The sequence below is a fragment of the Burkholderia sp. NLJ2 genome, from assembly GCF_049487195.1.
Lineage (GTDB): Bacteria > Pseudomonadota > Gammaproteobacteria > Burkholderiales > Burkholderiaceae > Burkholderia > Burkholderia pyrrocinia.
Map to the genome: position 1 here is coordinate 1,806,837 of NZ_CP137808.1, position 11,798 is coordinate 1,818,634.

Here is an 11,798-nt window from a genome sequence, read left to right on the forward strand (position 1 = left end):
CCAACATGGCACGTTTCTTCATCGATCGCCCCGTCTTCGCGTGGGTGATCGCAATCTTCATCATGCTGGTCGGCGTGTTCGCGATCCGCGCGCTGCCCGTTGCGCAGTACCCGGACATTGCGCCGCCCGTCGTCAGCATCTATGCGACGTACCCGGGCGCGTCCGCGCAGGTCGTCGAGGAATCGGTGACCGCGCTGATCGAGCGCGAAATGAACGGCGCGCCGGGGCTGATGTATACGTCCGCGACGAGCAGCGCCGGCGCGGCGTCGCTGTATCTCACGTTCAAGCAGGGCGTGAACGCCGATCTCGCGGCCGTCGAAGTGCAGAACCGGCTGAAGACGGTCGAGGCGCGGCTGCCCGAGCCCGTGCGCCGCGACGGCATCCAGGTCGAGAAGGCCGCCGACAACATCCAGCTCGTCGTGTCGCTGACGTCGGACGACGGCCGGATGACCGACGTGCAGCTCGGCGAATATGCGTCGGCGAACGTCGTGCAGGCGCTGCGTCGCGTCGACGGTGTCGGCAGGGTGCAGTTCTGGGGCGCCGAATATGCGATGCGGATCTGGCCCGACCCGGTGAAGATGGCCGGGCACGGCCTCACCGCGTCTGACATCGCGTCGGCGGTGCGCGCACACAACGCGCGCGTGACGATCGGCGATATCGGCCGCAGCGCGGTGCCGGCCAGCGCGCCGATCGCGGCGACCGTGTTCGCCGACGCGCCGCTGAAGACGCCGGCCGATTTCGGCGCGATCGCGCTGCGCACGCAGGCCGACGGCTCCGCGCTGACCCTGCGCGACGTCGCACGCGTCGAGTTCGGCGGCAACGACTACAACTATCCGTCGTACGTGAACGGCAAGGTCGCGACCGGGATGGGCATCAAGCTCGCGCCGGGTTCGAACGCGGTGTCCACCGAGAAGCGCGTGCGCGCGACGATGGACGAGCTGTCCGCGTATTTCCCGCCGGGCGTGAAGTACCAGATCCCGTACGAGACGTCGTCGTTCGTGCGCGTGTCGATGAACAAGGTCGTCACGACGCTGATCGAGGCCGGCGTGCTCGTGTTCCTCGTGATGTTCCTGTTCATGCAGAACCTGCGTGCGACGCTGATCCCGACGCTCGTCGTGCCGGTCGCGCTCGCGGGTACGTTCGGCGTGATGGTCGCGGCCGGCTTCTCGATCAACGTGCTGACGATGTTCGGGATGGTGCTCGCGATCGGCATCCTCGTCGACGATGCGATCGTCGTGGTCGAGAACGTCGAGCGGCTGATGGTCGAGGAAGGGCTTGGGCCCTACGACGCGACCGTCAAGGCGATGAAGCAGATCAGCGGCGCGATCGTCGGGATCACCGTGGTGCTGACGTCGGTGTTCGTGCCGATGGCGTTCTTCGGCGGCGCGGTGGGCAACATCTACCGGCAGTTCGCGCTGTCGCTCGCGGTGTCGATCGGCTTCTCGGCATTCCTCGCGCTGTCGCTGACGCCCGCGCTGTGCGCGACGCTGCTCAAGCCCGTGTCCGGCGACCATCACGAGAAGCGCGGCTTCTTCGGCTGGTTCAACCGTTTCGTCGCACGTGCGACGCAGCGCTACGCGACGCGTGTCGGCGCGATGCTGAAGAAGCCGTTGCGCTGGCTCGTCGTGTACGGCGCGCTGACCGCGGCCGCCGCGCTGATGCTCACGCAACTGCCGACCGCGTTCCTGCCGGACGAGGACCAGGGCAACTTCATGGTGATGGTGATCCGGCCGCAGGGCACACCGCTCGCGGAAACGATGCAGAGCGTGCGCGAGGTCGAGTCGTACATCCGCCACGACGAGCCGGCCGCGTATACGTTCGCGCTCGGCGGCTTCAACCTGTACGGCGAAGGGCCGAACGGCGGGATGATCTTCGTCACGCTGAAGAACTGGAAGGAGCGCAAGGCCGAGCGCGATCATGTGCAGTCGATCGTCGCGCGCATCAACGAACGCTTCGCGGGCACGCCGAACACGACGGTGTTCGCGATGAACTCGCCGGCGCTGCCCGATCTCGGCTCGTCGAGCGGCTTCGACTTCCGGCTGCAGAACCGCGGCGGGCTCGACTACGCGACGTTCAGCGCCGCGCGCGAGCAACTGCTCGCGGCGGGCGGCAAGGACCGCGCGCTCACCGACCTGATGTTCGCGGGCACGCAGGACGCGCCGCAACTGAAGCTCGACATCGATCGCGCGAAGGCCTCGGCGCTCGGCGTGTCGATGGACGAGATCAACACGACGCTCGCGGTGATGTTCGGCTCGGACTATATCGGCGACTTCATGCACGGCACGCAGGTGCGGCGCGTGGTCGTGCAGGCCGACGGGCTGCACCGGCTCGATCCGGACGACGTGAAGAAGCTGCGCGTGCGCAACGCGCGCGGCGAGATGGTGCCGCTCGCGGCGTTCACGACGCTGCACTGGACGATGGGGCCGCCGCAGCTCACGCGCTACAACGGCTATCCGTCGTTCACGATCAACGGTTCGGCCGCGGAAGGCCACAGCAGCGGCGAGGCGATGGCCGCGATCGAGCGGATTGCCGCGAAGCTGCCGGCCGGCATCGGCTATTCGTGGTCGGGGCAATCGTTCGAGGAGCGGCTGTCGGGTGCGCAGGCGCCGATGCTGTTCGCGTTGTCGGTGCTCGTCGTGTTCCTCGCGCTCGCGGCGCTTTACGAGAGCTGGTCGATCCCGTTCGCGGTGATGCTGGTCGTCCCGCTCGGCGTGATCGGCGCGGTGCTCGGCGTCACGCTGCGGATGATGCCGAACGACATCTATTTCAAGGTGGGGTTGATCGCGACGATCGGGCTGTCGGCGAAGAACGCGATCCTGATCGTCGAAGTCGCGAAGGACCTGGTCGCGCAGCGCATGTCGCTCGTCGACGCCGCGCTCGAGGCCGCGCGCCTGCGGCTGCGGCCGATCGTGATGACGTCGCTCGCGTTCGGCGTCGGCGTGCTGCCGCTCGCGTTTGCGTCGGGCGCCGCGTCCGGCGCGCAGATGGCGATCGGCACCGGCGTGCTCGGCGGCGTGATCACCGCGACGGTGCTCGCGGTGTTCCTCGTCCCGCTGTTTTTCGTGATCGTCGGCCGCCTGTTCGACGTCGGCCCGCGCCGGCGCGGCGGGACGCAGCCGGCGACGATGGAGGGATCGCAATGATGTTTGCGCTGAATGCACGCGCTGCGCTGCGGGCGCAGCTCGCGCTGGCCGCCGCGCTCGCGCTCGCCGGCTGCTCGCTCGCGCCGCGCTACGAGCGTCCGGCGGCGCCGGTGCCGGCTACCTATGCGCCGGTCGACGAAAGCCTGGAGCCGGCGGCGGCGTCTGATGCGACGCCTGCCGCCGCCGCGCTGCTCGATGACTGGCATGCGTATTTCACCGATCCGGCGCTGCAGGCGTGGATCGACGCGGCGCTCGCGAACAACCGCGACCTGCGGATCGCGGCCGGCCGGCTCGAGGAGGCGCGCGCGCTGTACGGCGTGCAGCGCGCGGACCTGATGCCGTCGGTCGATGCGAATCTCGGCTATGAACGCACGCGCCAGTACGACCCGGTCGTGCGCGAAAGCGCGATCAGCGGGCTGTATCGCGCGGGCGTCGGCGTGAGCGCCTACGAACTCGACCTGTTCGGCCGCGTGCGCAGCCTGTCCGACGCGGCGCTCGCCGAATATTTCGCGACGGCCGACGCGCAGCGCACGGTCCGCATCGGCGTGATCGCCGAAGTGGCGGGTGCGTATGTATCGGAGCGCTCGCTGCACGAACAGCTTGCGCTGGCGCAGCGCACGCTCGACGCGCGCGTGCGCATGGCCGCGCTCACGCAGCGCCGCTACGCGGCCGGCACGAGCGACGCGATCGAGCTGCGTTCGGCCGAGATGCTGGTGGCGTCCGCGCGTGCGTCGCAGGCCGCGCTGCAGCGCGAGCATGCGCAGGCCGTGCGGGCGCTGCAATTGCTCGTGGGCGATTTCGCGCGCAACGTGCCCGGCGACGCGACCGCGCTCGACACGTTGTCGATCGCGCCCGTGGCGCCCGGCGCACCGAGCGCGCTGCTCGAACGGCGGCCGGACATCCGGCAGGCTGAAGCGCGGCTCAAGGCCGCGAACGCGCAGATCGGCGCCGCACGCGCGGCGTTCTTCCCGCGCATCGCGCTGACGACCGACTACGGTTCGGTCAGCGACGCGTTCTCGAGCCTGTTCGCGGGCGGCACGAGCGTGTGGACGTTCGCGCCGCGCATCACGCTGCCGATCTTCGCGGGCGGACGCAATCGCGCGAACCTCGACGTCGCGAACGCGCGCAAGCACATCGCGGTCGCCGAATACGAGAAGACCGTGCAGACCGCGTTCCGCGAAGTGGCCGACGCGTTCGCCGCGCGCGACTGGATCGATCGCCAGCTCGCGGCGCAGCAGGACGTCTACACGGCGGACGGCGCGCGGCTGAAGCTCGCGGAGCGTCGTTACGCGGGCGGCGTCGCGACGTATCTCGAACTGCTCGACGCGCAGCGCAGCACCTACGAGTCGGGGCAGGAGCTGATCCGGCTCAAGCAGCTCAGGCTCGCGAACGCGATCGCGCTGTATCGCGCGCTCGGCGGCGGCTGGGCGCCGGCCTCGGCGTCGGCGGAGGTCGCGGCTTCCGCGTGATGTGATGCACTTCGCCTGACGCCGCAGCGCGTCGGGCAACCAGACGGTGGCCGCACGATTCGTCGTGCGGCCGTCGCTTCGATCGACATCGTCGCCCGCTGTATCGCCGATCGCTATCGGCGAGACCTTCCGCTGCCGGGCAAGTCATCCAGACCGTTTTTCATCCCGCGGCAGGGCGGAAGCGCATCTTCCGGAACGGCCCGCATCCGGCGACCGATCGTGTCGCCACCCGGCGCAAACGTGTGCCGTGCATCTTCCATTTTCATCTCGTCCATTCAGGCCTGCATGTCTCGTTCCGACTGCGGCGCAATTGTCTGATTCCCGAAATGGAATTGACGGTCGGATTAATCCGTGCATTGAAATTAATGAGGGCGGCAAAGTGTCGCGGTAAAACGTTTGTATTCAATTCGCAATCGTTTGCGTAATAAATCAGGATTGATGGAAAGCGCGGTTCATTTCCTGACAGTTGAAAATAATTTGATGCTGGCGTTGCCATCTGCCAACGGTGGCGGCATTTGACAATGTTTTGTCTTTTCCGGGGATGAATTGGCGTGAGCCAATTCCAGCAAGGGTAAGCGGGGTTGCGACGATTACCGGAAAGAAATGTCTTTAATCTTCAATCAGTTGCGAGAAACAAAAAAGGACTGCGGATGAAAATGTCCGAATTGGAAATTACCGGGAAAGAATGCGATCGATGGGGCGCAAATCGAACATTGTCAGAGACATTTAACAATCATTTACAAAAAACTTTCACGATTATCTCGATAATGCCGCCTCGTGACGGACGGGAGCCAACCACACGCTGCCTTTTGTATCCGCCACGTCGTCCATTCCCTTTGCAATTCTCACGGAAACGTCATGAAAAAATCCCTCCTGACCGCTGTCGCACTCGCGGCCCTGTCGACCTCGGCCTTCGCAGCGGGCACCGGCACGATCAACTTCACCGGCGAGATCGTCGCGGGCGCATGCGGCATCGATTCGGGCTCGGTCAACCAGACCGTGAACCTCGGCAAGGTGCCGACCAACGTGTTCAAGCAGGCAGGCGACAAGTCCACGCCGACCAACTTCGACATCAAGCTGACCGACTGCGACACGAGCATCGCGCAGAACGCGTACTTCACGTTCACGGGCACGTCGAGCGCGGGCCAGCCGAAGCTGCTCGCCACGATCGGTTCGGCAACCAATGTCGGCATCCGCCTGCAGGCTGCGTCGGGTGAATACCTCGACAACGGCGCCGAGCAGAAGGCGCCGACCGTGCTGCAAAACGGCACGAACATCGCCCGCTTCGCAGCGATGTACGAAGCGACGGCAGCCGGCGTGACGCCGGGTACCGCCGACGGCGTCGCGAACTTCACGGTCCGCTACCAGTAAGCCGCCGTACCGGGGAAGGGTGCGCGCACCCTTCCTCGTTCATTTTTCCTCCCGTTTTTCCTTTCCTCGGACTTCCGGTAGCGCCGCGTGCGAATCAGACATTCCTTCCTTTGCGTCTCCGTGCTGGTCGTCGGCAGCCAGAGCCATGCGACGGAATTCAATTCGTCGTTCCTCGACATCGACGGAACGAGCAATGTCGACCTGTCGCAGTTCTCGCAGGCCGACTTCACGCTGCCGGGCGAGTACATGCTCGACGTGCAGGTCAACGACCTGTTCTACGGGCTGCAGTCGATCGAGTTCATTGCCGTCGACGCGTCCGGCGCGGGCAAGCCGTGCCTGCGGCCGGAGCTCGTCGCGCAGTTCGGGCTGAAGCCTTCGCTCGCGAAGGACCTGCCGCGCTTCCAGGGCGGACGCTGCGTCGACCTCGGCGCGATCGAGGGGGCGACCGTGCGTTACCTGAAGAGCGACGGGCGGCTCAAGATCACGATTCCGCAGGCCGCGCTCGAATTCAGCGATTCGACCTACCTGCCGCCCGAGCGCTGGTCCGAAGGGATCCCCGGCGCGATGCTCGACTATCGCGTGATCGCGAACACGAACCGCAACTTCGGTGCGGGCGGCCGGCAGACGAATGCGATCCAGGCCTACGGGACGATCGGCGCGAACTGGGATGCATGGCGCTTTCGCGGCGACTACCAGGCGCAGTCGAACGTGGGCAACACGGCGTACGCGGACCGCACGTTCCGCTTCAGCCGGCTTTACGCATTTCGCGCGCTGCCGTCGATCCAGTCGACGGCGACGATCGGCGACGACTACCTGAGCTCCGACATTTTCGACACGTTCGCGCTGACGGGCGCGTCGATCCGCAGCGACGACCGCATGCTGCCGCCTTCGCTGCGCGGTTATGCGCCGCTGATCGCGGGCGTCGCACGCACCAACGCGACCGTGACCGTGTCGCAGGCGGGCCGCGTGCTGTACGTGACGCGCGTGTCGCCGGGCGCGTTCGCGCTGCAGAACATCAACACGAGCGTGCAGGGCACGCTCGACGTCGCGGTAGAGGAAGAGGACGGCAGCGTGCAGCGCTTCCAGGTGACGACGGCCGCCGTGCCGTTCCTGGCGCGCACCGGGCAGTTGCGCTACAAGGCCGCCGTCGGCAAGCCGCGCCTGTTCGGCGGCGCCGGCATCACGCCGTTCTTCGGCTTCGGCGAAATCGCGTACGGCCTGCCGTTCGACGTCACGGTGTACGGCGGCTTCATCGCCGCATCGGGCTATACGTCGATCGCGCTCGGCGTCGGCCGCGATTTCGGCACCTTCGGCGCCGTGTCGGCCGACGTCACGCATGCGCGGGCGCGCCTGTGGTGGAACGGCGCGACGCGCAACGGCAACTCGTACCGCGTCAACTATTCGAAGCACTTCGACGGGCTCGACGCCGACGTGCGCTTCTTCGGCTACCGGTTTTCGGAGCGCGAATACACGAACTTCGCGCAGTTCACGGGCGACCCGACCGCATACGGCCTCGCCAACAGCAAGCAGCGCTACTCGGCGACGATGTCGAAGCGCTTCGGCGATACGTCGACCTATTTCTCGTACGACCAGACGACCTACTGGGCGCGTTCGTCCGAGCAGCGCGTCGGTCTCACGCTGACGCGCGCGTTCTCGGTCGGCACGCTGCGCAACCTGAACGTCAGCGTGTCGGCATTTCGCACACAGAGCGCGGGCGCGAGCGGCAACCAGTTCTCGATCACCGCGACGCTGCCGATCGGCGGCCGCCACACCGTCACGTCGAACCTGACGACGGGCAGCGGCAGCACGAGCGTGAACGCGGGCTATATCTACGACGATCCGGACGGCCGCACCTACCAGGTCAACGCCGGCGAGACCGACGGCCGCGCGTCGGCGAACGCGAGCTTCCGCCAGCGCACGTCGGCGTACCAGCTCACGGCGCAGGCGTCGACGCTCGCCAATGCGTATGCGGCGGCGTCGCTGGAAGTCGACGGTTCGTTCGTCGCGACGCAGTACGGCGTGTCCGCGCACGCGAACGGCAACGCGGGCGACACGCGGCTGCTGGTGTCGACCGACGGCGTGCGTGACGTGCCGCTGTCCGGCACGCTCACGCATACCGATTCGCGCGGCTATGCGGTGCTCGACGGCATCTCGCCGTACAACGTGTACGACGCGACCGTCAACGTCGAGAAGCTGCCGCTCGAAGTGCAGGTGTCGAACCCGATCCAGCGCATGGTGCTGACCGACGGCGCGATCGGCTTCGTGAAGTTCTCCGCCGCGCGCGGCAGCAACCTGTACCTGACGCTGATCGACGCGGCCGGCAAGCCGCTGCCGTTCGGTGCGTCGGTGCAGGACGCGGCGAACGGCAAGGAGCTCGGCATCGTCGGCGAGGGCGGTGCGGCGTTCCTGACGCAGGTTCAGCCGAAGTCGTCGCTCGCGGTGCGCGCGGGCGAACGCACGCTCTGCGCGGTCGATGCGCTGCCGAACCAGCTCCAACTCGAAGGCACGCCGATCCCGGTGACGTGCCAGACGCCCGGCGAGTCGCACGCAGCGGCCGCGCGGGTCGAACGATGAATCCACGGATCCTGCGATGAAAAATTCTCTTTTCCTGTCCTTCCTGCGCCGCGCGTCGTGCGTGCTCGCGACCGCCGGTGCGCTGCTCGCGGGCGCCGCGCACGCGGCGATCGTGCCGGACCGCACGCGCGTGATCTTCAACGAAGGCGAGCAGGCCGCGATCGTCACGATCACCAACAAGAGCACGACGTATCCGTATCTCGTGCAGTCGTGGCTCGAGGACGCGAAGGGCAACAAGATCACGTCGCCGCTGATGGTCGTGCCGCCGCTGCAGCGCGTCGAGGCGAACGAGCGCAACGTGCTGCGGATCGCGAAGCTGCCGGGCACGGCGCTGCCGGCGGATCGCGAATCGGTGTTCTACCTGAACATCCGCGAAGTGCCGCCGAAGACCGATACGCCGAACACGCTGCAGATCGCGCTGCATACGCAGATGAAGCTGTTCTACCGGCCGAAGGCCGTGCAGCCCGCGCGCGACGAGGACTGGACGCTGCCGATGACGCTGCGCGTCGACGCGGCCGCGCACAAGCTGGTGTTCGACAACCCGACGCCGTACCACGTAACGGTGGTCGACGTGAGCGCGGGTGCACAGAAGACGCCGGTGCCGATCGAGCCGGTGATGGTGAGCCCGATGAGCACGGCCGATGTGCCGTTCAAGGCCGCGACGCCGTCGACGCTGTTCATCACGCATATCGACGATTACGGCGGCCAGGTGGCGGTCGAGTATGCGTGCGATGCGGGTGCGTGCAAGAGCGTGAAGAAATGAGCGGGGGAATGCGTCATCGGGAATCGCCGGCGGCCTGGTTGCGCTGGATCGTACTCGTGCTGCTGGTCGCGGCCGTGCAGCCCGCATGGGCACTGCGCTGCCTGACCAACAGCGGCGCGACTTCGTTGACCGAGCCGATCGGCGGCGTTGCGTCGTATCCGACCGACGCGCCGGACGGCTACGTGATCTGGGTGTCGCCGGTGCGCACCACGTCGGGGTATTGCTACAAGGACCTGGGGGACGACGGCAGCCTGAAGGTCGTCGACAACATTTACTTCTACGCGAATCCGAATCGCACGAGCCCTGCCGCATGGGGGCTCGAGATCGGCATCCGCTACAAGGGCGTCGACTATTTCGACAAGACCAGCAATCGCGGCGGCGGGGTGTTTACCGGGTATTCGGTGCCGCCGTGCAGCCGGTACGACTTCAACCGCGGGCGTTGCCAGCAGACGCGCATCAGCATCGACTATCAGGTCGTCGTGCGCAAGAAGGGCAACTGGGTCCAGCCGCCGAGCGATATCTATACGGTGTTCCAGTTCGACGGCGAGTTCGGGCTGAATGCATTCGGCACGAGCTTCCAGTACCGCCTGAGCGGCCTGCGCAACCTCAAGCCGACGCCGTGCTTCGTCGACGTGCTCGTGACGCCCGAACCGGGCATCGTCAATTTCGGACAGGTGCAAGCGGTCGGCAACGGCTTCCTGCCGGCGGTGCCGCGCAAGCGATTCTCGTTGTCGTTGACCAAGCAATGCAACGTTGCGGTACGTGTCGACGGGTACTTCGAAACGAGCTATCCGGTTCAGAACGGTTTGCTGGTGCCCGCGAAGGACAGCAATTTCGGTATCGGCATCGAAGACAGCCAGGGCAAGGCGATTCCGTTCAACCAACAGTTCAACCTGGCTCAATTCCCGTCCAACGTCATGAACCAAAGCGTATTGATGGACGCCGTGCTGAAGTCGTTCGGGCCGCCGAAGATCGGGCGGTTCGATGCGACGGCGACGATCCGGTTGTTTATCTACTGACGGACGCGGGCGCGACTGCGCGTGTTGTCATCCAGCCATGGAAAAGCGCCGGCCAGCCGGCGCTTTTCCGCATCTGCTGCGCGAGGCTTGCCGCACCCGGCGACAAACCTTGTGATGGCGATGGTTGACGTGGCATACGCGATGCGGATGCGCTGCGGCGATGGCCGGTGCGAGCACGGCGGCGGCGGCGAGCGATTTCAGTCGCGTTTTCATGTTGAAGTCATTGTCGTTGAAGCTCGAATCACCGCCGAAAGCTCGCCACACACTGCGATCGACGAAGCGAACCCCGTCCGCTCGAACAACGATCTCGCCAATTGTTCAGACAAATCCTGACAACTGAAAGGGGTATTCGGGAATCGTATTGAGAATGATTTGCGTTTACGTTAAATTTCTCTATCTCGAAATCTGACGGAGCAGATCGATGGCCATGGCGGAAGTGCTCGACCGACCGGCGACGGCAGCGGCGAACCCGTTCCTCGGCAGTTATCCGGACCTGCCGCCGCGCGCCGCGCCGCGTGCGCGCCGTGCCGCGGAGCCCCGCGCGCAGGGCGCACTGCTCGACGTGCTGATCTCGCATCGCGCGATGCTCGTCAATGTCGCGCGCGGCTTCGTCGGCTGTGCGAGCCGTGCCGAGGATGTCGTGCACGACGTATTCGTGAAGCTCGTCGATTTCCCGAACCAGGACGCGGTGCGCCAACCGGTCGCGTACGTGACGCGGATGGTGCGCAATGCGTCGATCGACGCATGCCGCCGGCAGAGCCTCGAGAACGTCTATCACACGGAAGAAGACGACGGCTTCGACGTGCCGTCGCCCGAGCCGACGCCGGAAGCCGCGCTGATGACGCGCGATACGCTGCGGCGCGTCTCGGCCGCGCTCGACGACCTGCCGGCGCGCAGCCGCGCGGCATTCGAGATGGTGCGGCTGCGCGAGGAGACACTGCAGACCACCGCGCGCGCGCTGAACGTATCGCAGACGCTCGTGCATTTCATGGTGCGCGACGCGGAGCGCCACTGCGCGGAATGCCTCGACGCGTGCCATCGCGGCGTCGCGTGCCCGGTGTTCCTGGGCGGTCGCGCGCGGCGGCGGTAAAAAAACACGCCGGCCAATCGTCTATCAGACAGGAGCGGCGAAATCCGCCGCTTCGCATCCTTCAACCGTCTCCCGTTTTTTTCCGATCATGACGCAAGCCACGACGCCTTCCGCCGACACCGACGATCTCGTCTACACGGTCGTCATCAACGACGAAGAACAGTATTCGATCTGGCCGACGTTCCGGCCCGTGCCGGCCGGCTGGCGCGAGGTCGGCGTAAGCGGCCCGAAGGCCGACTGTCTCGCGCACATCGAGACCGTCTGGACCGACATGCGCCCCGCGAGCCTGCGCCGCGCGATGGACGGCGAGCGCGCGTCGCGCGCATCGTGACCCGCTGCGCCGTGATCCGGCGCGCCACCTGAAGAGGA

General features: G+C 66.3%; 10 protein-coding genes. 9 read left to right on the top strand and 1 reads right to left on the bottom strand.

What is annotated here, in order from left to right; translation table 11 throughout:
- Nucleotides 1-5 precede the first annotated feature (5 nt).
- The 6 genes from R9B84_RS08315 to R9B84_RS08340 all read left to right on the top strand — a co-directional run bounded on the left by R9B84_RS08315 (nt 6) and on the right by R9B84_RS08340 (nt 10,339).
- Nucleotides 6-3,143, top strand: a complete 3,138-nt coding sequence (locus tag R9B84_RS08315; RefSeq protein WP_423759931.1) for a multidrug efflux RND transporter permease subunit — start codon at nt 6-8, stop codon at nt 3,141-3,143.
- The gene (locus R9B84_RS08320) at nt 3,143-4,612 is read left to right on the top strand and encodes an efflux transporter outer membrane subunit (RefSeq protein WP_423759977.1); all 1,470 of its coding nucleotides are present in this window, start codon (nt 3,143-3,145) and stop codon (nt 4,610-4,612) included. Before R9B84_RS08315 ends, R9B84_RS08320 begins: the two co-directional genes overlap by 1 nt.
- A gap of 858 nt (nt 4,613-5,470) precedes the next feature.
- The gene (locus R9B84_RS08325) at nt 5,471-5,983 is read left to right on the top strand and encodes a fimbrial protein (RefSeq protein WP_034184132.1); all 513 of its coding nucleotides are present in this window, start codon (nt 5,471-5,473) and stop codon (nt 5,981-5,983) included.
- A 120-nt stretch (nt 5,984-6,103) separates the two neighbouring features.
- A complete protein-coding gene (locus tag R9B84_RS08330; protein WP_423759978.1) occupies nt 6,104-8,557 on the top strand; it encodes a fimbria/pilus outer membrane usher protein in 2,454 nt (817 codons plus the stop codon).
- A 16-nt stretch (nt 8,558-8,573) separates the two neighbouring features.
- Entirely contained in the window at nt 8,574-9,320 is a 747-nt protein-coding gene (locus R9B84_RS08335; protein WP_423757603.1) for a fimbrial biogenesis chaperone, read from the top strand.
- Nucleotides 9,317-10,339, top strand: coding sequence for a fimbrial protein (locus tag R9B84_RS08340; protein ID WP_423757604.1), 1,023 nt, complete (start codon nt 9,317-9,319; stop codon nt 10,337-10,339). Before R9B84_RS08335 ends, R9B84_RS08340 begins: the two co-directional genes overlap by 4 nt.
- A gap of 27 nt (nt 10,340-10,366) precedes the next feature.
- Here the strand turns inward: R9B84_RS08340 and R9B84_RS08345 are convergent, their stop codons facing one another.
- Complete coding sequence (locus R9B84_RS08345; RefSeq protein ID WP_423759979.1) at nt 10,367-10,516, bottom strand: HHHH-motif protein; 150 nt, start codon at nt 10,514-10,516, stop codon at nt 10,367-10,369.
- Between R9B84_RS08345 and R9B84_RS08350 the strand changes: the two genes are divergently transcribed.
- From R9B84_RS08350 to R9B84_RS08360, 3 genes are all read left to right on the top strand, one after another.
- Entirely contained in the window at nt 10,454-10,672 is a 219-nt protein-coding gene (locus R9B84_RS08350) for a hypothetical protein (protein WP_423760014.1), read from the top strand. The two genes, R9B84_RS08345 and R9B84_RS08350, sit on opposite strands and share 63 nt — an antisense overlap.
- Before the next feature lie 88 nt (nt 10,673-10,760).
- A complete protein-coding gene (locus tag R9B84_RS08355; protein ID WP_423757605.1) occupies nt 10,761-11,429 on the top strand; it encodes an RNA polymerase factor sigma-70 in 669 nt (222 codons plus the stop codon).
- 88 nt (nt 11,430-11,517) lie between these two features.
- Nucleotides 11,518-11,760 carry an MbtH family protein gene (locus R9B84_RS08360; RefSeq protein ID WP_021163602.1) on the top strand — a complete coding sequence of 81 codons (243 nt, stop codon included), beginning with the start codon at nt 11,518-11,520 and terminating at the stop codon, nt 11,758-11,760.
- Nucleotides 11,761-11,798: the final 38 nt, after the last annotated feature.

Bases quoted from the DNA above. Each gene is read 5' to 3' on its own strand.
- R9B84_RS08315 (WP_423759931.1), top strand. From the start codon at position 6: ATGGCACGTTTCTTCATCGATCGCCCCGTCTTCGCGTGGGTGATCGCA.
- R9B84_RS08320 (WP_423759977.1), top strand. From the start codon at position 3,143: ATGTTTGCGCTGAATGCACGCGCTGCGCTGCGGGCGCAGCTCGCGCTG.
- R9B84_RS08325 (WP_034184132.1), top strand. From the start codon at position 5,471: ATGAAAAAATCCCTCCTGACCGCTGTCGCACTCGCGGCCCTGTCGACC.
- R9B84_RS08335 (WP_423757603.1), top strand. From the start codon at position 8,574: ATGAAAAATTCTCTTTTCCTGTCCTTCCTGCGCCGCGCGTCGTGCGTG.
- R9B84_RS08340 (WP_423757604.1), top strand. From the start codon at position 9,317: ATGAGCGGGGGAATGCGTCATCGGGAATCGCCGGCGGCCTGGTTGCGC.
- R9B84_RS08350 (WP_423760014.1), top strand. From the start codon at position 10,454: ATGGCGATGGTTGACGTGGCATACGCGATGCGGATGCGCTGCGGCGAT.
- R9B84_RS08355 (WP_423757605.1), top strand. From the start codon at position 10,761: ATGGCCATGGCGGAAGTGCTCGACCGACCGGCGACGGCAGCGGCGAAC.
- R9B84_RS08360 (WP_021163602.1), top strand. From the start codon at position 11,518: ATGACGCAAGCCACGACGCCTTCCGCCGACACCGACGATCTCGTCTAC.